The 22,513-nt window shown below is 67.8% G+C and carries 20 protein-coding genes; 19 read left to right on the top strand and 1 reads right to left on the bottom strand.

The window, feature by feature from the left end; all coding sequences use genetic code 11:
* Window positions 1-15: 15 nt before the first annotated feature.
* Genes WEG36_04935 through bioB form a run of 15 tightly spaced genes read left to right on the top strand, consistent with a single transcriptional unit; the run spans window position 16 to window position 15,108 of the window.
* Window positions 16-1,197: a thiolase family protein gene (locus WEG36_04935; GenBank protein MEX1256945.1), complete on the top strand. Its 1,182-nt coding sequence runs from the start codon at window positions 16-18 to the stop codon at window positions 1,195-1,197.
* Between the two features lie 9 nt (window positions 1,198-1,206).
* Window positions 1,207-2,787 carry a long-chain fatty acid--CoA ligase gene (locus WEG36_04930; protein MEX1256944.1) on the top strand — a complete coding sequence of 527 codons (1,581 nt, stop codon included), beginning with the start codon at window positions 1,207-1,209 and terminating at the stop codon, window positions 2,785-2,787.
* A gap of 13 nt (window positions 2,788-2,800) precedes the next feature.
* Complete coding sequence (locus WEG36_04925) at window positions 2,801-3,553, top strand: 2-phosphosulfolactate phosphatase (protein MEX1256943.1); 753 nt, start codon at window positions 2,801-2,803, stop codon at window positions 3,551-3,553.
* Entirely contained in the window at window positions 3,550-4,623 is a 1,074-nt protein-coding gene (locus tag WEG36_04920) for a phosphotransferase family protein (protein MEX1256942.1), read from the top strand. Before WEG36_04925 ends, WEG36_04920 begins: the two co-directional genes overlap by 4 nt.
* Window positions 4,624-4,669: 46 nt before the next feature.
* On the top strand, window positions 4,670-5,431 hold the full coding sequence (gene fabG / locus WEG36_04915; GenBank protein ID MEX1256941.1) for a 3-oxoacyl-ACP reductase FabG: 762 nt from the start codon (window positions 4,670-4,672) through the stop codon (window positions 5,429-5,431).
* Window positions 5,428-6,204, top strand: coding sequence for a glucose 1-dehydrogenase (locus WEG36_04910; protein MEX1256940.1), 777 nt, complete (start codon window positions 5,428-5,430; stop codon window positions 6,202-6,204). The genes fabG and WEG36_04910 overlap by 4 nt, the downstream gene beginning before the upstream one ends.
* Before the next feature lie 32 nt (window positions 6,205-6,236).
* Entirely contained in the window at window positions 6,237-7,418 is a 1,182-nt protein-coding gene (locus WEG36_04905) for an ABC transporter substrate-binding protein (protein MEX1256939.1), read from the top strand.
* Between the two features lie 16 nt (window positions 7,419-7,434).
* The gene (locus WEG36_04900; protein MEX1256938.1) at window positions 7,435-8,295 is read left to right on the top strand and encodes a branched-chain amino acid ABC transporter permease; all 861 of its coding nucleotides are present in this window, start codon (window positions 7,435-7,437) and stop codon (window positions 8,293-8,295) included.
* Window positions 8,292-9,320, top strand: coding sequence for a branched-chain amino acid ABC transporter permease (locus WEG36_04895; protein MEX1256937.1), 1,029 nt, complete (start codon window positions 8,292-8,294; stop codon window positions 9,318-9,320). Before WEG36_04900 ends, WEG36_04895 begins: the two co-directional genes overlap by 4 nt.
* On the top strand, window positions 9,320-10,093 hold the full coding sequence (locus tag WEG36_04890; GenBank protein ID MEX1256936.1) for an ABC transporter ATP-binding protein: 774 nt from the start codon (window positions 9,320-9,322) through the stop codon (window positions 10,091-10,093). The genes WEG36_04895 and WEG36_04890 overlap by 1 nt, the downstream gene beginning before the upstream one ends.
* Window positions 10,086-10,793: an ABC transporter ATP-binding protein gene (locus WEG36_04885; protein MEX1256935.1), complete on the top strand. Its 708-nt coding sequence runs from the start codon at window positions 10,086-10,088 to the stop codon at window positions 10,791-10,793. Before WEG36_04890 ends, WEG36_04885 begins: the two co-directional genes overlap by 8 nt.
* Window positions 10,794-10,798: 5 nt before the next feature.
* A complete protein-coding gene (locus WEG36_04880) occupies window positions 10,799-12,025 on the top strand; it encodes an 8-amino-7-oxononanoate synthase (protein MEX1256934.1) in 1,227 nt (408 codons plus the stop codon).
* 19 nt (window positions 12,026-12,044) lie between these two features.
* Window positions 12,045-13,319 (top strand): adenosylmethionine--8-amino-7-oxononanoate transaminase, encoded by a 1,275-nt coding sequence (locus tag WEG36_04875; protein ID MEX1256933.1) that lies wholly within the window; start codon window positions 12,045-12,047, stop codon window positions 13,317-13,319.
* Entirely contained in the window at window positions 13,316-14,032 is a 717-nt protein-coding gene (bioD, locus tag WEG36_04870; GenBank protein ID MEX1256932.1) for a dethiobiotin synthase, read from the top strand. The genes WEG36_04875 and bioD overlap by 4 nt, the downstream gene beginning before the upstream one ends.
* Window positions 14,029-15,108, top strand: coding sequence for a biotin synthase BioB (bioB, locus tag WEG36_04865; GenBank protein MEX1256931.1), 1,080 nt, complete (start codon window positions 14,029-14,031; stop codon window positions 15,106-15,108). Before bioD ends, bioB begins: the two co-directional genes overlap by 4 nt.
* 30 nt (window positions 15,109-15,138) lie before the next feature.
* Here bioB and ilvN read toward each other — a convergent pair whose 3' ends face one another.
* On the bottom strand, window positions 15,139-15,630 hold the full coding sequence (gene ilvN, locus WEG36_04860) for an acetolactate synthase small subunit (GenBank protein ID MEX1256930.1): 492 nt from the start codon (window positions 15,628-15,630) through the stop codon (window positions 15,139-15,141).
* A 248-nt stretch (window positions 15,631-15,878) separates the two neighbouring features.
* Here ilvN and ilvB point away from each other — a divergent pair, with 248 nt between their 5' ends.
* The 4 genes from ilvB to WEG36_04840 all read left to right on the top strand — a co-directional run bounded on the left by ilvB (window position 15,879) and on the right by WEG36_04840 (window position 22,108).
* Window positions 15,879-17,678 carry a biosynthetic-type acetolactate synthase large subunit gene (gene ilvB, locus WEG36_04855; protein ID MEX1256929.1) on the top strand — a complete coding sequence of 600 codons (1,800 nt, stop codon included), beginning with the start codon at window positions 15,879-15,881 and terminating at the stop codon, window positions 17,676-17,678.
* Between the two features lie 413 nt (window positions 17,679-18,091).
* On the top strand, window positions 18,092-20,590 hold the full coding sequence (locus WEG36_04850) for an SLC13 family permease (protein MEX1256928.1): 2,499 nt from the start codon (window positions 18,092-18,094) through the stop codon (window positions 20,588-20,590).
* A gap of 231 nt (window positions 20,591-20,821) precedes the next feature.
* Window positions 20,822-21,130, top strand: coding sequence for a hypothetical protein (locus WEG36_04845; GenBank protein MEX1256927.1), 309 nt, complete (start codon window positions 20,822-20,824; stop codon window positions 21,128-21,130).
* Window positions 21,131-21,481: 351 nt separating this feature from the next.
* On the top strand, window positions 21,482-22,108 hold the full coding sequence (locus WEG36_04840) for an HmuY family protein (protein MEX1256926.1): 627 nt from the start codon (window positions 21,482-21,484) through the stop codon (window positions 22,106-22,108).
* The last annotated feature ends 405 nt before the right edge of the window (window positions 22,109-22,513 follow it).

Here is a 22,513-nt window from a genome sequence, read left to right as displayed (position 1 = left end):
CCCAAAGGGGGAGGGATGAAAGAAGCACTGATCGTGAGCGCGGTCCGAAGCGCCGTGGGCCGCGGCAAGGAAGACGGAGGGATCGCCGGCGTCCACCCGATCGACCTCTCCGCGGCGGTCATCCGCGAAGCGGTGCGTCGCGCCGGGATCCCGCGCGAGGAGGAGGCGCGGATCGACGACGTGATCTGGGGGTGCGCAAATCCGGAGGGCCCGCAGGGGGTCAACGTCGCGCGCCTCGCGCTGCTCCGCGCGGGTCTCCCGGTGGACGTCTCCGGGGTGACCGTGAACCGCTTCTGCTCTTCGGGGCTCCAGACGGTGGCGATGGCGAGCCAGGCGATCATGACGGGGATGGCGGAGGTCGTCATCGCCGGCGGGGTCGAAATGATGAGCCGCACGCCCCCGGGAGGCTACCGCGCCGAGCTCCATCCGGAGATGGTGGGGTCCTACATCGGGATGGGCTTCACCGCCGAGCGCGTGGCCGAGAAGTGGAACGTCTCGCGCGCCGACCAGGACGCGTGGGCGCTTCGCAGCCACCAGCGCGCCGTGGCCGCCTGGGAAAATGGGACCTTTTCCGACCAGATCGTTCCGATTCCCATCCAGAACGAGCATTGGGAAGGAACGGAGAAAGTCGTCGAGGAGAAGCAGTTCTGCCGCGATGAGCTGATGCGGGCGGACACCTCGCTCGAACGCCTCGCCAAGCTCCGCCCCGCCTTCAAGGTGGACGGCACGGTCACGGCCGGGAACGCCTCCCCCTTTTCCGACGGCGCCGCCGCGGTCGTGATCATGAGCCGGGAGCGCGCCGAGGCAGTGGGCGCGAAACCCCTCGCTCGCCTCGTCACCTTCGCGACCGCTGGAGTTCCCCCCGAGATCATGGGCATCGGCCCGATCAAGGCGGTCCCGAAGGTCCTCGCCCGCGCGGGGATCACCCTGGACGACGTGGACATGATCGAACTGAACGAGGCCTTCTCCGCGCAGGTCCTCCCGGTCATGCGTGATCTCGGGTTCCCCGAGGAGCGCACCAACGTGAACGGCGGCGCGATCGCCCTCGGGCATCCGCTCGGCGCGACCGGAGCCAAGCTCACCACGCAGATCGTTCACGCCCTGGGGAAGCGAGGAGGCGGAACCGGGCTCGTCACGATGTGCGTCGGCGGCGGGATGGGCGCGGCGGGGATCTTCGAGGTCTTCGGGAGCAACTGAGGCGAGCGGATGCTGAGCCTCGCCATGGTTCTGGATGACCCGGGTCGGAAGTACCCGGACCGCGAGGCGATCGTCTCGGGACCGACGCGTCTCACCTACGGCCAGCTCAACGCCATGGCGTGCCAGGTCGCGAATGGGCTCCGCGCTCGCGGAATCGAGCCCGGCGACCGGGTGGCACTCTCCTGCCCCAACATCGCCTACTTTCCGATCGCCTATTACGGGATCCTCAAGGCGGGGGCCGTCGTCGTCCCGCTGAACGTCCTCCTGAAAGGCGGCGAGATCGCCTATCACCTCCAGGACTCGGGGGCGAAGGCGTATCTCTGCTTCGAGGGCTCCCCGGAGCTGCCCATGGCGCAGATGGGCCACCAGGGCGCGAGCCAGGCGTCCGATTGCCGGGACTTCGTCGTTCTGACGCGGGAGATGGGCGCGGCTTCGCCGATCCAAGGCGCGATGTCCTTCGGCGAGCTGACCATGGGGCAGGCCTCCACCTTTTCGACGACGGACCGCGCCCCCGACGACACGGCCGTCGTCCTCTATACGTCGGGGACGACCGGACGCGCGAAAGGCGCGGAGCTCACGAACAGCAACATGCTGACCAATGCCTTCGTGTCGCGGATGATGTCGTCGAAGGCGGTGGATCAGCGGAAGAGGCAGACGATCCTCATCACCCTCCCCCTCTTCCACTCGTACGGCCAGACGGTCCAGATGAACGCGAACATCCTGGCCGGTGACCGTCTCGTCCTGGTACCGCGCTTCGACGCAAAGTCCGTTCTGGACCTCATGCAGAGGGAAAAGGTCACGCTTTTCGCGGGGGTCCCGACGATGTATTGGGGACTCCTGAACTGCGCCCGGGAGCACGAGATCGACACGAAGCCGATCGCCGAAAACCTGGTCCTTTGCAACTCCGGCGGCGCCGCGATGCCGGTGGAGCTCCTGGCCGAGTTCGAAAAGACCTTCGGGGTCTCGATCCTCGAAGGGTACGGACTCTCGGAGACTTCTCCCACCTCGACCTTCAACCAGGCCGACCTCCCGCGGAAGGTCGGCTCGGTCGGCCTCCCGATCTTCGGGACCGAGGTCAAGGTCGTGGATCCCGAGGGAAACGAGCTCCCTCCGAACGAGATGGGGGAGATCGTGATCCGGGGCCACAACGTGATGAAGGGGTACATCGGCCGCCCCGAAGCCACCGCGGAGGCCATTCGCGACGGTTGGTTCCACTCGGGCGATCTCGGCCGGAAGGACGAAAACGGATACATCTTCATCATGGACCGCCTGAAGGACCTGGTCCTCCGCGGGGGGTTCAACGTGTATCCGCGGGAGATCGAGGAGGTCCTGGCCGAACACCCCGCCGTATCCCTCGCCGCGGTCGTCGGAGTGCCGCACGACGAGCTCGGCGAGGAGATCAAGGCGTACATCGTGCGCCGTCCCGGGGCGGAGGTGACCGAGGACGAGATCATCTCCTGGTGCCAGGAGAAAATGGCGGCCTACAAGTATCCGCGCATGGTGGAGTTCAGGGACTCCCTCCCGATGAACGCGACGGGGAAGATCCTGAAGCGGGAGCTGAGGAGCGAGGAGCGGAGCCGGGCCGGGTGAGGGGGGTGCGCCCGTGACCGGACGCCTCCGCGTGCTGACGACCCGGGAGGAGATCCGGCCCGAGCGGCTGGCCGGCTCCACCGCCGTGGTCATCGACGTATTCATGGCGACGACGACCCTCCTCACGATTCTGGAGAACGGGGCACGGAGCGTCCGTCCGGTGGCGACCCTCACCGAAGCCGAGGCGCAGAGCGAGCTGCTCGATCCGAGCATGCGCCTGCGCGGCGGCGAGCAGGGCGCCCAGTTCGTTCAGGGATTCGATCTCGGTCCCTTCCCCGACGAATACCCCCCCGAAAAGGTCGCCGGCCGGGACGTCATCTTCCTCAGCACCAATGGCACGGTGGCCATCGCCGCGGTGGCGGGAGCCGAACGCGTCCTCCTGGCAAGCCTCCGGAACGCGCCGGCCGTGGCGCGGCTCCTCCAGGACGAGTCACCCGACTCCATTCACATCGTCTGCGCGGGGTCCATGGGTCGCCTCGCGCTGGAGGACCTGGCCGGGGCGGCCGCCATCCTCTCGCGGATGGAGCTTTCCCGCTGGACCCTCAACGACGGGGCCTGGCTCGCGCGGGAGCTGGGCGAGAGTTACCGCGACCGGATCCCCGAGCTGGTGCGGGTCGGGCGGGCGGGTCGGTGGTTCCAGCGAAACGATCGCGAAGACGCCTTCCGCTTCGTCGTGGACGTGGGCGCGAGCGACCTGATCGGTGAGATCAGGGACGGAAGGCTCGCCCGGATCCCGAGCCGGGTGATCGCGGGGGGGGCGCGGTGACCGAGGCGGGGGCGCGCACGATCCCGGTGCGGGAGGGGGAAGACTTCGTTCCCGAGATCGTCCTCGGGTTCCTGAGGACGGCCATTCCCGACCTTCCGCCTGGGGCGCTCCGCATTCGCCAGTTCCCGACGGGCGCCTCGAATCTCACCTATCTCCTCGAGGTGGGGGGATGGCGGGGTGTCCTCCGCCGTCCCCCCCTGGGCCCCGTGCCGCCCAAGGCGCACGACATGGTGCGGGAGGCCCGTTTCCTCGAGCGGCTCCATCCGGTCTTTTCCCTCGCTCCACGTCCCTTTGCGGTCTGTGAGGATCCGTCCATCCTCGGTGCGCCCTTCCATGTGATGGAGTACCGGGAGGGTGCCGTCATCGCCTTCGGCTTCCCCGACGGCATCGAGCCGTCGTCCGCGCTTTCCCGCCGCGTCGGAGAGACGGTCGTCCGGACCCTCGCGGAGCTGCACGACGTGAACATCGAGGAGGCAGGGCTTTCGGACCTGGGGCATCCCGAAGGGTTCCTCGAGCGGCAGACGCACGGATGGATCGGACGGTACGAAGGGGCCAAGACGGAGGAGATTCCGGAGGTCGGGCCGCTCACCGCCTGGCTCGCGAGGCGGGTCCCGGAGAGCCCGCCGCCCTCGATCATCCACAACGACTACCATCTGAAGAATCTCCTCTTCGACGCCGGGAATCCTTCGCGGATCGTCGCGGTCCTCGACTGGGAGATGGCCACGATCGGAGATCCTCTCATGGACCTCGCGATCTCACTCTCATACTGGCTCGAGCCCGGCGATCCTCCCGCGCTTTCCGAGTTCCTCTCGACGATCACGCGGGAACCCGGATTTCCCGGACGCCGGGACTTCGCGGAGCTCTACGCGAGGGAGAGCGGGCGCGACCTCGGAGAAATGGCGTGGTATCTCCCTTTCGCCTACTTCAAGCTTGCGGTCATCCTCCAGCAGATCTACGCTCGGTGGGTTCGCGGCCAAACGCGGGATCCCCGCTTCGAAGGAATGGGAAGGACGGTTCGCGCGATCGTCGAGCATTCATGGTCTCTCGCCAGGTCCGGCGGGGGTCTCTGACCGCGGGGGCTCAGCCTCCGCTTCACGACGGAGTGAAACGAACGAAATGAGCAGACTCGAGGGGCGGGTGGCGTTGATCACCGGGGCGAGCCGGGGGATCGGGAGGGGGACGGCGGAGCGGTTCGCGGCGGAGGGCGCGAAGGTCTGCCTGATGGACATTGACGGATCGGAAGTGGCCGCGGCCGCGGAGGCGCTCGCCGCGAAGGGGTTCGACGCGATAGGGGTGCAAGGCGACGTGACGAGCCCGAAAGACGCGCAGCGGGTCGTCGAGGAGACGGTCGTCCGCTTCGGCCGCCTCGACATCCTGGTGAACAACGCCGGGATCATCCGCGACAACCTCTTCTTCAAGATGACCGCCGAGGACTGGGACTCCGTGATGAAGGTCCACCTCTACGGGGCCTTTCACATGAGCCACGCCGCGCAGAAGCACATGGTGGAGCAGAAATACGGCCGCATCGTGAACCTCTCCTCCACCTCCGCTCTCGGAAATCGTGGGCAGGCCAACTATGCCGCGGTGAAGTCCGGGCTTCAGGGCTTCACCAAGACGCTCGCGATCGAGCTCGGCCCATACGGGGTCACGGCGAACGCCGTAGCTCCCGGCTTCGTGGTCACCGAGATGACGAAGGCGACCGCCGAGCGCATCGGTGTCCCCTTCGAACAGTTCATGGAAGCCCGTGCGAAGGAGACGCCGGTCCGGCGCGTCGGTTATCCCGAAGACATCGCGGCCGCCATCCTCTTCTTCGCCTCGGAGGAGGCCGGGTTCGTCACCGGGCAGGTCCTTTACGTGGCGGGAGGCCCGAGAGGATGAGCGTTCTGGACCTGTTTCGCCTCGACGGCCGGACGGCTATCGTGACCGGCGGCGGGCGAGGGCTGGGCGCGTACATGGCCGAGGCGCTCTCCGAGGCTGGAGCCAACCTGGTCCTCTGCTCGCGGAAGAAGGAAGCGTGCGACGAGGTCGCCGCCGAGCTGGAAGGAAGAGGAGGGAAGGCGCTCTCCCTCGGATGCGATGTCTCCTCCGAGGAGGAGGTCGAAGAGGTCGTGGCCGCGGCGGTGGAGCGCTTCGGGGGCGTCGAGATCCTCGTGAACAACAGCGGGATCACCTGGGGCGCGCCGGCGGTCGAGATGCCGGCCGAGAAGGTCGAGCGTGTTCTCGCGGTCAACGTCCTCGGGACTTTCCTGATGGCGCGGGCCGTCGCGAAGCGGCTGATCGAGCGCAGTGAGGGCGGCTCGATCGTGAACATCGCCTCGGTCGCCGCCTTCAAGGGGTCGCGCCCCGGGAGCATCGAGACAGCGGGATATAACGCGAGCAAGGGGGCGGTCGTCTCCCTCACCCGAGCCCTCGCCGGAAGTTGGGGCCAATACGGGATCCGGGTGAATGCAATCGCTCCCGGGTGGTTTCCGACGCGAATGTCCCGCGGCGTCCTCGACGCCAAGGGGGACGAGTTCCTGAAGGGGATTCCCCTGAACCGTTTCGGGGGACCCGACGACATCAAGGGGGTCGCACTCCTCCTCGCCTCGGACGCGGGGGCGTACATCACGGGGGAGACAGTGGTGGTGGACGGCGGGCAGGGGGTGTGGTAGGGCGGACTCCCAGGATCACTTCTCTGGAGGGGATGATGAGAGAACTCCGGCACCTTCTGACGGCCTGCGCCGCGGGGTTGGTCCTGAGTCTCGGGGCGTGCGCCGCCGAGGAAAACGGGGATGTCGTCGCGATCGGCTACAGCGGGCCGCTCAGCGGGGGTGCCGCGCTCTACGGAAGAAACGCCCAGAGCGGCCTGCAGATGGCCGTGGACGAGATCAACGCGGCGGGCGGGATCGAAGTGGACGGACGCCAGGTTCGCATCGAGCTCGTCTCCCTGGACGATCGGTATCTCCCGAACGAGACTGCGACCAATGCCCGCCGGCTCCTTCAGCAGAACCGCACTCCAGTCATCTTCGTCTCGCACGCGGGCGGGATTCTGGCTCTCCAGGGGATGAACACCCGGGACCCGACCTTTCTCCTCATGGCATACTCGAGCGAACCCAGCATCCTCGATGCGGGGAATCCGCTTACGGTCATGATTCCGCCCCGTTACGACGGGTACGCGCCGCCTTTCGTCGAGACGACGATGCGCCGCTTCGGAACTCGCCTCGGACTCCTCCCGACGACGACGACCTATGGCCGGGCCTGGACGGAGGTGGTGTCCGCGGAGTGGCGCCGCCAGGGGGGCGAGGTTCTTCGCGACCACGGGCTCGACTACAACACCACGACCGACTTCACGGCCGCGGTGAGCCGTGCCCTGGCCGACAATCCGGACGTCCTCTTCATCGGGGGTCCGTCCCAACCGACCGCGCTCGTGGTCCGGGCGGCGCGCGAACAGGGATTCCAGGGTGGCTTTCTCATGATGGACCAGCCGAAGATGGAAGAGATGATTGACATCATCTCGATCGAGATGCTCGAAGGGGCGGTCGGGGTCCACCCGCAGGAAACGTATCCCGGGCCGGGCGTCGCGCAGTTCGTGGAGCGGTATTACGAGCGTTTCGGCCCGGATGCCCGGCCCGCGGTGTCGGAGATGGCGCTCAATTACCAGGCACTCCATACGGTCGCCACCGCGATGTCGCTCGCGGGGACGACGACCGGTGCGGCGGCGATCCGGGCACAGATGGACGCGGCCGCTCGGCAGGCTCCGGAGTCCGCGAGGCTCCTCGACTTCTCCGGGGTGGCAGCGAGCGGGTACATCGCGCGCCAGGTCTACGCGGCGCAGGTCGTGGACGGGGAGTTTGTGGCCTTCCCGGTCCCCCCGCCGGCTCCATGATGGCGCGCCCGACGCCGTGAGCCTCTTTCTCCAACAGATCGCGAACGGGATCGCCACCGGGAGCATTTACGGCCTCGTGGCACTCGGGCTCACGCTCGTTTACGGCGTGCTCAAGATTCCGAACTTCGCGCACGGCGCGCTCTACATGGGCGGGGCGTACGTCACCTTCATGATGGTGAGCTCGGTCGGCGCTCCTTACCCTCTCGCGATCGCGACGTCGGTTCTCGCGCTGGCCGCGATCGGCGCGGTCATGGAGCGCGTGATCTTCCGGCCGCTCCAGGGAAGCTCGCCCGTTCACTACATGATCTCCGCGCTGGGCGTCCTCTTCGTCCTCGAGGGCGGGGCGGACATGATCTGGGGTCCGGACTTTCACGCGACTCCCACCCCCCTCGATGGTGTCGTGAGCGTCCTGGGAGTCACGGTCACGCAGCAGCGGGTCCTCGTGATCGTCGCCGCCGTCGCGACGATGGCCGCCCTCTACCTCTTCCTCAAGCGGACCGTCCTCGGGATGTCCATCGAGGCCATGGCGCAGGATCGGGAGGGAGCGCTCTTGGTGGGGATCGACACGAGACGGGTCTCGCTCATGACCGTGGCGATCTCGGCGGGGCTCGCCGCGGTGGCCGGCTCGCTCATCGCGCCGACCGTCCTCGTTTACCCCTACATGGGAACGGTCATCACGCTGAAGGCGTTCGTGATCGTCATTCTCGGGGGGATGGGAAGCGTCCCCGGCGCGATCGTGGGAGCCTTCGTTCTCGCGTTGGCCGAAAACTTCGCCGGGACTTACATCGCCTTCGCCTATTCCGAGCTGATCGCCTTCGCTCTCCTGGTGCTCGTCCTCGCGGTGCGCCCCACGGGGCTCTTCAGGCAGGGCGTATGAGCGCGGTCCGATCCCGCGTTCGGATCGTCGTTCTCGGAGCCCTCCTCCTCGCGGCGATCCTCTTTCCGCTGGTGGTGAACAACCCCTTCCTCGTGAGCGTGATCGTCACGGCCTACGTGACCGCGATCGCGGTCTACGGGATGGACATCATGCTCGGGCGCATGGGCCAGCTCTCCCTCGCGCACGCAGGGTTCTTCGGGATTGGGGGGTATTCGACGGGGATCCTCATGACGACGTACGGGCTCTCCTTCTGGCTCGCGCTTCCCCTGGCGCTGGCGATCACCTGCTCGCTCGGCTTCCTCGTCGGGATGGCGGCGCTTCGCACCCGCCACGACTATTTCGCGATTTTCACGCTCGCGGTGGGCGTGATGATCACGATCGTGATCGAGCGGTGGCAGGGCCTGACGGGGGGGACCGACGGGCTGATCGGGATTCCGCCGCCCACACCGATCGGGCCACTCCGCTTCGAGTCGCTGGTTTCGCAGTATTATCTCGCCCTCTTTTTCCTCATCCTCACGATCTACTTGGTCTGGAGCCTGGTGACCTCGCTCGTGGGGCGCACTCTCTTCGCCGTGCATCATGGGGAGGATCTCGCGCGCGCCGTCGGAATCGATGTGGGCCGGACCCACCGGCTCGCCTTCGTGATCTCCGTCGCCTTCGCCGGGCTCGGAGGAGCGCTCTACGCGGTCTTCCTCGGGTACATCGGGCCCGCGATGGGGAGCGTCCTCATGACCTTCATGATGCTCGTCTATCTCATGCTGGGCGGCGTTGCGTCGCTCGCGGGCCCCCTCGCCGGGACACTCGCGGTCACGGTTCTCCTACAAGGTCTCCACGTCTTCGAGGAGCATCAGATGATGTTTCTCGGGCCGGTCGTGGTTCTCGTGATGATCTTCTTTCCCAGGGGAATCGCGGGGCTCGCGCACCGGGTCGCCCTCAACTGGCGCACGCGCGGGGGCGACCGGGGTCCCTTCATCCGCCCGACCCCGGCCTCGGCCTCCCCCTCCGATCAAGCGGAGCTCCGTTGATGGCGGAAACGCTCCTCCAGGTGGAAGGGCTCGGGAAACACTTCGGCGGCCTCCACGCCGTGGAAGGGGTGGACCTCGTGGTTCCCCCCGGGGAGATCACCGCGATCATCGGGCCGAACGGCGCGGGGAAGACGACCTTTTTCAACCTCGTAAGTGGGTTCCACCTCCCGACCGCCGGGAGGATCTTCTTCGACGGCACCGACGTGACGAAGCTCCCGCCGCACCGGATCGCGCGCCTCGGCGTCGCGCGCACCTTTCAGACGACCCAGCTCTTCGCCGACGCGACGGTCCTCGACAACGTGATCGTGGGGCACCGGCTGCGGACGAGAAGCAACGTCTGGGACGCGATCCTCAGGACACCGCGGCTGCGGAGAGAAGAAGAGGAGAGCCGGGAACGGGCACGGGAGGCCCTCCGCATCGTGGGCGCCCTCGACCTGGAGAACCTTCCAGTGGCGGGGATCTCGCAGGAAGCACGCAAACGCGTCGCCATCGCCCTCGCTCTCGCGACGAACCCCCGCCTCCTCCTCCTGGACGAGCCGGCGGCCGGCATCAACCCGGAGGAGACCTCGGGGATCACCACACTCATCCGCGACCTCGTCGCGCTCGGCATCACGATCTGCCTCGTGGAGCACAAAATGCGGATGGTGATGGAGCTCGCTCACCGCGTGGTCGTTCTCCACCACGGGAAGAAGATCGCCGAGGGGACTCCCGCCGAGATCGGCGACGACCCGCTCGTGATCGAAGCCTACCTCGGCTCGGCGCACCATGCTTGAGCTGGAGGGAGTGAGCGTCCGCTTCGGCACCTTCGAAGCGCTCCGCCGCGTGAGCCTGCGGGTCGGGCCCGGTGAGATCGTCGTCCTCCTCGGCGCCAACGGGGCCGGGAAGAGCACTCTCTTCCGCGCCATTAGCGGGCTCGCGCCGGTCGCCGAGGGGAGCGTCCGTTTCGAAGGCGAAGAGATCGGCGGGCTCCCGCCACACGCGATCGTGAGCCGTGGGATCGCGCAGTCTCCCGAAGGAAAGCACCTCTTCCCCGCGGCATCGGTTCGCAAGAATCTGATCCTCGGCGCCTATGTGCGCCGGAAGGAACGCGACGAAGTCCGCGCTTCCCTCGAGGAGGTGTTCGGCCTCTTTCCCGCGCTCCGCGAAAAGGCCCGCCACGCGGCGGGCACCCTCAGCGGAGGCCAACAGCAGATGCTTTCCATCGGCCGGGCGCTCATGGCAAGGCCCAAGCTCCTTCTCATGGACGAGCCGTCCCTCGGCCTCGCGCCCCTGGTCGTCGAGGAAGTGTTCGCCGCGATCCGTCGCATCAACTCGGGCGGCACCATGGTCCTCCTGGCGGAGCAAAACGCGCACGCCGCGCTCCAGGTGGCCGCAAGGGGGTATGTGGTCGAAAGCGGATCCGTGGCGATCGAAGGAACCAGTCACGAACTTCTGGGCAACCGCGAGGTGCGGCGGGCCTACATCGGGATCTGAGGGAAATGACGGTCGAGCGGGGGTCGCCGGGAGGAACGGCGGTCGGGAAAGGCATTCCTCTCGACGAGGAGCTTGGCTCGCTCCTGGCACGGCTCGATGCCGAGGAGCTCCGCCGCTCCGACCGTCCCATGCGGCGCCTCCCGGGGGCCCTGGTCCAGATCGAGGGCCGGCGCCTCGCCGACTTCTCGTCGAACGACTACCTGGGTCTCGCGACGGACACCCGGACCGCGAAGGCCGCGGCCGACGTCCTCGAGCGGGAGGGCGTGGGAGCGGGGGCCGCCCGCCTGATTTCCGGGACACATCCGGTCCACCTCGCGCTTGAAGGGGCGCTGGCGGCCTTCGTGCGCGCCCCGGCCGCCCTTCTTTTGGGGAGCGGCTACGCCGCGAACCTGGGCGCCCTCCCCGCGCTCGCCGGCCCCGGCGATCTCCTCTATAGCGACGAGCTGAATCACGCCTCCCTCATAGACGGCTGCCGCCTTTCGCGGGCGACGGTGCGGATTTTCCCCCACCGGGACCTCTCCGCCCTGGACCGACGCCTGGGCGAAGACCGCGACCTCCCCGGCGCGCGATGGATCGTGGTCGAAGGGATCTATTCCATGGAAGGGGACCTCTTCCCTCTCGACGCCCTCGTGGAGACGGCCCGCGAATACGGCGCGCGCATCTATCTGGACGATGCCCACGGGGTCGGGGTCCTGGGAGAGGGAGGAAGGGGGACTCCCGAGCTCTATGGAGTCGAGGGAGAGGTGGATGTCGTGATGGGGACGCTCGGGAAGGCCTTCGGCGCGGCCGGGGCTTTTGTCGCCGGCTCGGCGGCGCTCCGGGAGTGGCTCCTCAATCGGGCCCGTCCTTTCGTCTTTTCCACGGCGCCCCCCCCCGCAGTGGCTGCGGCGGCCCTCGCGGCGCTCGAGATCGTCGAGGCGGAACCGGAGCGAAGGGCGCGGCTGGTCGCCAACGCGCGCCGGTTCCGGCAGGGGCTCGCCGAAGTCGGGCGTTCCGTCCCGGCGCAGGGAACGGGGCACATCACCGGGCTCCGGGTGGGCGACGCGGGGGAAACCCTCCGGATCGCGCACGACCTCGAAGCCAGAGGATACCTGGTCGGCGCGGTCCGGCCCCCCAGCGTCCCCGCGGAGACCTCCCGCCTCCGCGTCGGCGTGAGCTCCGAGCACACGACCGGTCAGTTGGACGGGCTTCTCCGCGCCCTGGGCGAGCTCCTTCCCCCTGCCGCGGGGTGACCGCGGCTGGAGTGGCGGCGTGAATCCGAGTCCGGTGGATTGGGCGCAGCTCGATCTCGCGCACGTCTGGCATCCCTATACGCAGCATGGGGTGGCGGACCCGCCCATTCCCATCGTCCGGGCCGAAGGGGCGTACCTTTTCGACGCCGACGGAAGAGCGATCCTCGACGCGATCTCTTCCTGGTGGGTCACCCTCCATGGCCACGCCCGGCCGGAGATCGCGGCCGCGATCGCGGCACAAGCGCGAGCCCTCGAGCAGGTGATCTTCGCCGGCTTCACGCACGAGCCCGGCGCCCGCCTCGCCGCGGAGCTCGTCGAACGGCTCCCCCCGGGCCTGTCGCGGGTCTTTTATTCGGACGACGGGTCCACCGCGGTCGAGGTCGCCGTCAAGATGGCGATTCAGTACTGGGCGAATCGGGGGAACCCCCGGCACGTCGTGGTGGCGCTCGAACATGCGTACCACGGGGACACTTTCGGGGCGATGAGCGTGAGCGCGCGCGGCCTCTTCACCGATCCCTTCCGCGACCGGCTCTTCGAGGTGGAGCGCCTCCCCGATCCCACCGAAGGCAACGCCCCGGCGGCCCTCCGCGCGCTCCTCGATGCGCGAGGGAGCGAGGTCGCCGCCGTCATCGTGGAGCCTCTCCTTCTCGGCGCGGGTGGCATGCGGATGTGGGAAGCGGAGGTCCTTCGAGAGTTGCGAAGCCTCACCCGCGAGCACGAGGTCCTTCTCATCGCGGATGAGGTGCTCACGGGATTCGGCCGGACCGGGCCCCTCTTCGCCTGCGGCGGCGCGGGGGTGGAGCCCGACCTTCTCTGCCTCTCGAAGGGGCTCACCGGGGGGTTCCTTCCCCTCGGAGCGACCGCTGCGACGGAAGCGGTCTTCGAGGCCTTCCGCACGACCGACCGCCGCCGGACCTTCTTCCACGGGCACTCTTACACGGGGAGTCCCCTTGCCTGCGCCGCCGCCCGCGCCACGCTTGCCCTCCTGGACGAGGGATGCGAGCTCCGTCGGGCCGCCATCGAGCGGACGCACCGGACACACCTCGAGCGCCTCGCGGCCCACCCTCGCGTTCGAAGCCCTCGTGTCCTGGGAACGGTCGGTGCCTTCGACCTCGCGGGCGAGGACGGATACCTGGCGGGAGCGGGGCCCGCACTCCACCGCTTCGCGCTGAAAGAAGGGATTCTCCTCCGTCCCCTCGGCAACGTCGTGTACCTCCTCCCTCCTTACTGCATCACGCCCGAGGAAATCGGGCGCGTGTACGAAGTCATCGAACGTTTCCTGGAGGCCGGATGATCCGGCTGGCGGTGACGGGGACGGATACGGGGGTCGGAAAGACCGTCGTCGCGGCGGCGCTGGTCGCGCTCCTCCGCGCCCGGGGCCGAACCGTCGCCGGGATGAAACCCGTCGAAACCGGAGTGAGGCGTGGGGACCCAGCGAGCGACGCCGCCCTCCTCTCCGCGGCCGCCGGGGGCGGGGACCCGCTGGAGCTGGTCTGTCCGGTCGTCCTCCCCGACCCCCTCGCCCCCTGGATCGCCGCGGAGCGGGCGGGAACCGCGGTGGACCTCGCGGCGCTCGACCAGGCCTTCGAGACGCTCGCCAGGGGGAAAGACGCGATCGTCGTGGAGGGGGCCGGGGGCCTTCTCGTCCCGCTGACGCGCGAGATCCGCTTCGACACGCTCTTCCGGCGCTGGCGGCTCGATCTGATCGTCGTGGCCGCCGACCGGCTCGGTGCGCTGAACCACACCCTCCTCACCCTGGAGGCAGCGAGAAGTGCGGGGCTCGCGGTCCGCGGGGTCGTCCTGAATGCTGGGGGCGGGGCGGGATGGGGCGGGGACAAATCGAACCTGCGAGCGCTCCGCGAGTTGCTTGCGGGAGTCCCCGTTACGACCTTCCCTCCAGTGGCCGACCCGCGCAGCCCGAAAGCGCTGGCCTCCGCCGCGGAACGGGCCGGGCTCGGTGCCCTAGTTCCGCTCGACCTGGACCCCGATCCGGCAATGGCTCCTTGATCAAGACATCCGAAAATCCCACGCGCTGGCACGACCTCGCCGACCAGTCGCTCGCCGGCGAAACGATCGGCCGCGCCGATGCGCTCGCGGTCCTCCGCGCCCGCGACGAAGAGCTCCTCGACCAGCTCGCCGCAGCGTACCGGGTCAGGCGCACTTTTTGGGGCAACCGCGTGCGCCTCCACTTCCTCCTGAATGCGCAGAGCGGGCTCTGTGCCGAGGACTGCCATTATTGCTCACAGTCGAAGATCTCGGCGGCGGAGATCGAAAAGTATCCGCTCCTCGCCAGGGAGAAGATTCTCGAGGCCGCCGGGCGCGCGGCCGAGCTCCGGAGCGGGACCTTCTGCTTCGTCATTTCGGGCCGCTCCCCCGGAGAGCGGGTCTTCGGGAAGGTCCTCGACGCCGTCCGCGAGGTGAAAGCGACTTACGACCTCAAAGTTTGCGCCTGCCTGGGACTCCTCAGCGAGGAGCAGGCGATCCGGCTGAAGGAAGCGGGCGTGGATCGCGTCAATCACAACCTGAACACCTCGGCGCGGTTCACCCCGGAAATCGTCACGACGCACGCCTTCGAGGACCGGAAGCGGACCGTGGAGAATGTCCGCGCCGCCGGAATCACGACCTGCTCCGGCGGGATCGTGGGCATGGGAGAGTCCGACGACGACATCGTGGACCTGGGACTCGCCCTCCGTGAGCTCGAGGTCACGAGTGTCCCGGTGAACTTTCTCATCCCGATTCCCGGAACGCCCTTCGAGGCGCTGAGCGACCTCGACCCACGGCGGTGCCTCCGCGTCCTCACCCTTTTCCGCCTCCTTCTCCCTTCGCAGGAGATCCGGATCGCGGGAGGGCGGGAAGTCCACCTCCGTTCGCTCCAGCCGCTCGGACTCTATCCGGCGAATTCGATCTTCATCGGGGATTACCTGACGACCCGAGGGCAAGCGGCCCGCGCCGACCTCGAGATGATTCGCGATGCGGGCTTCGTCCTCGAGACCCCGGAAGGGGCCGAGCTCGTGGGGGATCCGCTGGCGGGAATGGAGGAGGCGCTGACCCGGGGGAGCCGAGCGCTCCCGATCCATCCCTGAACCGAGGGAGGGGAGGACCCACTGCGCGCCCTAGAGGAGCGCCTGCGGCCCCTTGGAAATGACGAGAGGCCCGCTCCTCACGACGGAGAGGACCACGACGCCCTCGGGGACGGCCTCCAGGAAAGACTCGACTTGCCGCTCGTTCCCCGTCACCTCGATGGTGAAATGGTCGGGGTCGTCGTCGAGGACCCGCGCGCCGTAGTTCTCCACGAGGCTGGAAAAGGCCTCCGCCGCGTCAGCGGACACGGCGAATTTCAGGAGCCCGAGCTCGCGCGCGATATGGTGGGTTCCGGTTCGGTCCGCGATCGCGACGACATCGATCAGCTTCGCGAGCTGTTTGGTCACCTGGCTGATCACGTCCTCGGTTCCGATCGTCACCAGGGTCAGCCGCGAAACCCGCTCGTCCTCGGTCGGCGCGACGCTCAGCGCCTCGATGTTGAAGCCCCGGGTGGAGAACATGGAAGCCACCCGGGCGAGGGCTCCGCTCTCGTTCTGGAGGAGGATGGAGAGGACGTGTCTCATGGGGTCCGGGCCGGCCTCTTGAGCGCCATCGGTTGTGTTTGGCCGGAGAAATGACAGAATTTAGGGGAATGAAAACCTCGCGCACCCGCGGAGAAGCCGCAACCGGCATACGGCCGACCCCCCCGCCCGCCCAGGCGGCTGGGAGGCGTGCGTCCGCGCAGGGGGCCGGGCCCGAGGCTCCCGCCGTCGCCGGGCCGGGGTCCGCGGCCCCTTCGGGAACGCATCCTCACCCCCTCGCGGGGAAGCGGATGACCGGGGCGGAGATGATCCTCCAGGTGCTCGCCGACGAAGGGGTCGAGGTGATCTTCGGCTATTCGGGAGGGGCGATCCTCCCGACCTACGACGCGGTCTTCCGGTACAACGCCGAACACGCTGTCGGCGACAAGCAGCCGATGCCCCTGATCGTCCCGGCGAACGAGCAGGGCGCGGGCTTCATGGCGGCCGGGTATTCGCGCGCCTCGGGAAAGGTCGGGGTCGTGCTCGTGACCTCGGGGCCCGGGGCGACGAATACCGTCACGCCAGTCCGCGACTGCATGGCGGACTCGATCCCGATCGTCGTGATCACGGGGCAGGTGCCCACGGCCTCGATCGGCACGGACGCCTTCCAGGAGGCTCCGGTCTCCGCCATCATGGGCGCCGGCGTGGCGAAACACGTCTTCCTCGTGACTGACGCGACCCGCCTCGAAGCGACGGTCCGCACCGCCTTCGAAATCGCCCGCACGGGGCGCCCCGGTCCGGTGGTCGTAGACGTCCCGAAGGACGTCCAGAATTGGGAGGGAGTCTTCCAGGGCGAGGGGCAGCTCTCGATCCCCGGTTACCGAAAGCGCCTTCAGCAGGTCCGGGAGCGCCTCCTGACCGATGCGCAGTGCGACGAGTTTTTCGACTTCCTGGAGAACAGCGCGCGACCCCTGATCTACGCTGGAGGCGGCGTGATCAACGCCGAGGCCTCCGAGGCGCTCCGCGACTTCGCACGCGCCTTCCGGATTCCGGTTGCGACGACGCTGATGGGAATCGGCTCCTTCGACACGACGGACGAGCTCTCCCTGAAGATGCTCGGGATGCACGGCGCGGCCTTCGCCAACTACGCCGTGGACGACTGCGACTTCCTCGTCGCGATCGGGGCGCGCTTCGACGACCGCGTGGCGGGAGACCCGCCGAACTTCGCGCCCAAGGCAAAGCGCATCGCGCACTTCGACGTGGATCCCTCGGAGATCGACAAGGTCAAGCACGTGGATTGGCACCACGTCGGGGACCTCGCCCGGGCGCTGGTGCGCCTGACCGAATACGGGCGGGAGCGGAATACGGTGAAGGGGAGCGCGCCATGGCTCGGGGAGGTGTCCCAGCTCAAGCGCACCTACTCCTTCAACTACGACAGGGAGAGCCCACTCATCCAGCCCCAACACGTGATCGAGGCGATCAACGCCCTGACGCGCGGGGAGGCGATCATCTCGACGGGGGTCGGGCAGCACCAGATGTGGGCGGCCCAATACTTCGATTTTTGCGAGCCCCGCCTCTGGCTCACTTCCGGTAGCATGGGGACGATGGGGTTCGGCCTCCCCGCCGCGATCGGGGCGCAGTTCGCGCGTCCCGATCGGGTCGTCATAGACGTTGATGGTGACGCGAGCATTCGCATGAATCTCGGAGAGCTCGAAACCGTCACCACCTACGACCTCCCCGTGAAAGTCGTGGTAATGAACAACTTCGGGGATGGGATGGTCAAGCAGTGGCAGAAGCTATTTTTCAAGGGGCGGCTGTCCGCGAGCGACAAGTCGCTCCACAAGAAGGATTTCGTGAAGGCGGCCGAGGCGGACGGATTTCGCTGGGCGCGCCGCCTGGAACGGAAGGAGGATATCGAGCGGCTGACCCGGGAGCTCATCGAGTTCGACGGGCCCGCCTTCCTAGAGGTCATGATCGATCCCGACGCCGGCGTCTACCCGATGGTGGGGCCGGGGCAATCGTACGGGCAGATGATCACCGGAGACTTCATCCCGGATCGCTACGGGGCCAACGAGGAACCCTCGGCCCCCGACGCCTCCGAGATGTTCTGAACATGGTCCCCATAAAAACTAAGGAGCCCCCCGGGGTACACGTGCCACCCGGGGGGCTCACTTTGCGCTGGCGGCTGCCATTCCGTCCTAGGCTCCATCCACGTGCGGATGGTCGGTTTGGCCCTGCCTTTCTTCGAATCGCTTTCGGTCGTCCGCGTTTCGAAGTTCCCGATTTCTCGGGTTTGCCAGTGGAGACCAGCGACTCCTCCACCCTCAGGAAAGCTTCCTAGTTCTTTCCCGATTCCGCCGCAGCGGCGTCCCGCCCAGCGGCTGCTTCTTCGAGTCCATCATTGGGTGACCTACGTCACCTGAAACGACGTGCCGTGCTCGAAGCGTGACCCCAGTATCTCCTCCCCTTTCTTCGCTGTCAAGAAATTTGTCGCGGTGCCTCCGACTGATAGCTTAGTCACGCCATGTCCACGGAAATACTGCTGGCGCTCGTTGTCCTCGCGGCCACGATTCTCCTCCTCGTCACGGGGCTTCTGCGCTCGGACCTGATCGCGCTCCTGGTCCTCGTCGTGGTCGCGATCCTGGGACTTGTCCCCCCGCAACGGGCGCTCGCGGGTTTCGCGAGTGCCGCCGTGTTGACGGTTGCCGGGATGTACGTGATCTCCGCGGGCCTTTCGCGCACCGGGGTCGCAGAGGTCCTCGGGCAATGGATCCTGCGCGTCGCCGGAAACGGGGAAGTCCGCGTCATGGTCGCGGTGACGCTCGTGTCGGGAATCCTCTCCGGGGTCATGACGAACGTCGGAGTCGCGGCGATGATGCTCCCCGTGGTCGTTGGAATCGCGCGCCGCGCGGCGATTCCTCCGTCGAAGCTCCTGATCCCGATGGTCCTCGGGACTCAGATGGGAGGTTTCCTCACTCTCGTGGGGACGACGCCGAATCTCATCGCCGCGGACGCGCTCCGCTCCGCCGGGTTCGAGCCCTTCGGCCTCTTTTCTTTTACTCCCATCGGGATCGTCATCCTCGCGGCCGGGACTCTGTTGATCGCCACGGTGGGGCCCCGCTTGCTTCCTACCCGGGAGCCCCGGCTCCCGGTCGGGGAAGTGGACCGGTCCGGAATCCGCGAGGACGTGGAGCTGAGCGAGCGGCTCTTTTACCTGAAGGTTCCGCGGCAGTCCCTCCTCACGGGGAAGACGCTGGCCGAGAGCCTGATCGACTCGGCCCTCGGCGTTCACGTGTTGGCCCTCCTGCGCGAGGGGCGCACGATTCGCGCGCCGGGACCCGAAACCACGTTGCGCGGTGGCGATCGCGTTCTCGTGCAGGGAAGGCCCGATTTTTTCCTCGAGCTCAGGGGCCGAAGGCACCTCGCCGGACGCGGAGGAGCGATGAACCCGGAGTGGCTCGAGTCGCCGGAGGTCGGCCTGGCGAGAGCCCGTGTGGCTCGCCGATCGGCTTTTGTCGGCCGGAGCCCGGCCGAGCTCGACCTGCGGGCACGCCGTGGGATCCTCGTCCTCACGCTCGTGCGGGATGACGCTTTCCGCCGCACGCACATCGTGGACACGCCGATGCAGGTGGGGGATGAGCTCCTCCTCCAGGGTCCCCGCGACAAGCTGGCGGAGCTGGCCGCCGGATCGGACGTCGAGGGCCTCGAGCCACTGACGGCGGCGGCGGCGGTGCGCGAGTTCGAGTTGGAGGAACGCCTGTGGCGGCTTCGCGTGACCCCCGATTCGCTCATGGCGGGACGTACGCTCGCGGAAACGCGGCTCGGGGACGCGGCGGGCCTCACCGTGCTCGCCGTTGCGAGCGACCCAGGCGGGGCTGGCGGCGCGGACACAGGCGGGGAAGGGGGTGCGGAAACCGACGGGGACGGCGGCTCGGACACCGATTGGGATGACGGCGCAGGCTCTGGCGGGGATGCCGGCGCTCCCACCGTCGGGGATGGTCCTGCCGGAGGATGGCGGGTCCGGCTCCTTCCCGGGCCCGACCTTCGGCTGGAGGTCGGAGATCACCTCCTGGTGAAGGCCCGCCCTGATGACATGATCGTCCTCCGGGGACTTCAACGCCTGGAGGTGGACCTCGATACGCCCGTGGATGCGGGGCTCCTCGAGGGAGCGGATGCCGGCTTCACCGAGGCCGTGCTCGCCCCGCGGAGCTCGCTGGTGGGCCGCACGCTTCGGCAGGTGAACTTTCGGGGCCGCTTCGGAATGCACGTCGTGGGAATCGTCCGCGAGGGAGGCGTCATTCGCGCGGAGCTTCGCGACGAGGTCCTCAAGTTTGGAGACGCGTTGCTTCTCTATGGCCCACGACGCAACCAGCGAGCGCTCGCGCGCGAGCCCGATCTCATTCTCCTCCGGCTCCCGGAGGGGGACGAACCCGAGCCTCGATTGGCTCCCCTCTCGATCCTCATCACGGTGGGATCACTTCTCCCGGTGATGTTCGGGCTGATTCCTGTCGCCGTCGGAATCCTCGGCGGCGCCGCCCTCATGGTCCTGACCGGCTGCCTGTCGACGGACGAGGCTTACGGCGCCGTCGAGTGGCCGACCCTGGTGCTCATCGCGGGAATGCTCGCTCTCGGAGCGGCGCTGGACGAAACCGGGGCAGTCGCCCTCTTCGGGGAAGCGCTTCTGGACGGCGCGGGGGGGCTGGGTGCTCCCCTCATGTTGGCGGTACTGGTCGCGGTCTCGGCGTTGGCCGGCCAGTTCATCCCGGCCACGGTGGTCGTCGTTCTCATGGCCCCCGTGGCGCTCGCGGCGGGCGACTTCCTGGGCGTTTCTCCGTATCCCCTCGTGATGGGGGTGGCGATCGCCGCGACCACGCTCGCATCTCCAGTCTCGCATCCGGCGCCGGCTCTCGTCATGGCGCCTGCCGGTTATCGCAGGGCGGACTACCTGCGGCTCGGAGTTCCACTCACTCTTCTCGTCGCCGTCCTGACCATCCTCGTCACGCCGCTCTTCTTCCCCTTCTGATTCTCCTTTCGGCTCTCCCTCCGGCTCGCTTTCCCGTCCTCCCCCGGCCCCCCCCTTCAGGTGCTCCTTCCGGCTCCCCTTCTGATTCCCCCTTCTAGTGCCAGGCAAATCCAGTCACGGCAGGGCCTTTCCGGCGGCCCCTGGCCTCCCGGCACCTCCCCCCCATAGGTTTGCGAAAGAAACCCGTCGGACGGGTCACGACAGGCGCAGAGCGACCAGGAGGGGTGCAGCGTGAGCAGGTTCGAGCTGGCGATCGTGGCAATCTTTTCCTTCTTGGTGTTCCTGCGCTTCATCGTGCTTCTCGGCCTCAGCGCGGCCATCGTGCGCCCCGTGCGGAGGTGTCCCGCGTGTTTCGACGCAACGGTAGCGTTCCGGCCCCGCTGGCACCGGCTTCTTCCCCCTGCCTTCGAGTGGCGTTGGTGCCCGAAATGCCATTGGGAGGGGCCTGCGCGCCGCTTGGCCACCCCGGTGCTTCAGGCCAGCGGAGGGTCCGCGACTTCCCCCGAAGGGTCGGGAGACGTTCCAGAGCGCACCCGCTGACCGGCGAACGGGCACTCGCGGAGCGGAGCCGCCGCGAAACGGTACGATCATAGTTGAACCGCCCCCACCTGCGCGGCCGCCCGCCCGCCCTAGCTGAACCGCCCCCACCTTCGCGGTCCACCACCCATCCTTGCCTTGCAGGCGCTGACACTGGCTATCGTCGAACCCCCGCGCCCGCCGGGCTCGCGCCTGTCGCCCTCATGACGCTCGGCCTCGCGCCCACGGCCTACGCGCCTGCTTCCCCCGGGGCATCCGGCCTCGCGGGGTCCGGCCCTCTGATGCTCGGCGTCTCGGCTCCAACTCGTCCGACCGCTCCCGATGAACAGGCCTGATCCTTCCACGGACCGTACCATGCCGGGCAGCCGGAGCCGGATCGTCATCGCTTCCGTCGTGCTCGCCTGCGCGATCGCCTATATCGCGCTCACGATCAGTCGTCCCGAGCCGCCGACCTTTGCGCCTACACCGATGGAGCCCCGTCTCGCGGATGGGCGTCTCGTGGGCCCACTCGTCTACACGGTGGACGCCAGGGACGCTGCACGCTGGCAATATTTCTCGTTTGCCCAGGGTTCGATCGTCGCGGACCCGCGCCCATTCGAATGGGACCTGGCCTTTCGCCGTTTCCAGGTAGTCGTGAACGGAGGCCGGGGATTTGCGGGGCTCGGTGGAATCCAGGATCTCGGAGTGATCTCTTTCGATTCACTCGTGGTGCTTCCCGAAGAGGGATACGTTGGCACCGAAGTGAGCCAGTCGGACTCCCTTGCCGCTCCTTTGGAGGACTGGTACGAATACTCGTACTTCAGCCATCTCCTGAACCCCCGGCCCGCGGTATATGCGGTGCGGACCGGCGACGGCCGTTACGCGAAGGTTCGGTTCCACGGGTACTACTGCCCGGGAGCCCAGCCCGGCTGCGTGACCTTCGAGTACGTCTACCAGGGCGGCGGTGGCCGAGAGTTGACTGCGGGGGTAGGAGGGCCCTAAGGGTCGGGTAGGACTTCCCACTGCGACCCGTTCGAGCATTTCAGTCAGTCCCCGAAATTCGTCTGTCCACGCATTCCGCCGGCACCGGCGTGCTGACCGTTCCAGCGTTCCGACCGTTCCGGCGTTCCGCGCGTCCTCCGTTCCTCCGTCCCGGCGTCCCGCGTTTCGTAGTCCCCCCTTTTTCGCGGTCCTCCCTCCCGGCGTCCTCCGTTCCGCCGTCCTCCAGACGCCTGAACGTGCCGGCACCCATCCAGGTGTCCAAAGCACCCGGATCGACGTCCCAAGCACTCATCCAGGCGTCCCAACCAACCATGGCTTTAGGTCGAGTGGTTTCCGTGTCCCGTGCTCGTATTACGCTGTCCCAAGCAGCCATGGACGGATTTGATGCGCGGGGGTTGGGGAGGT

This window comes from Gemmatimonadota bacterium (genome assembly GCA_040882465.1).
Taxonomy (GTDB): domain Bacteria; phylum Gemmatimonadota; class Gemmatimonadetes; order Longimicrobiales; family Gaopeijiaceae; genus JBBEBG01.
This window is presented reverse-complemented; position numbering and strand designations above follow the sequence as displayed.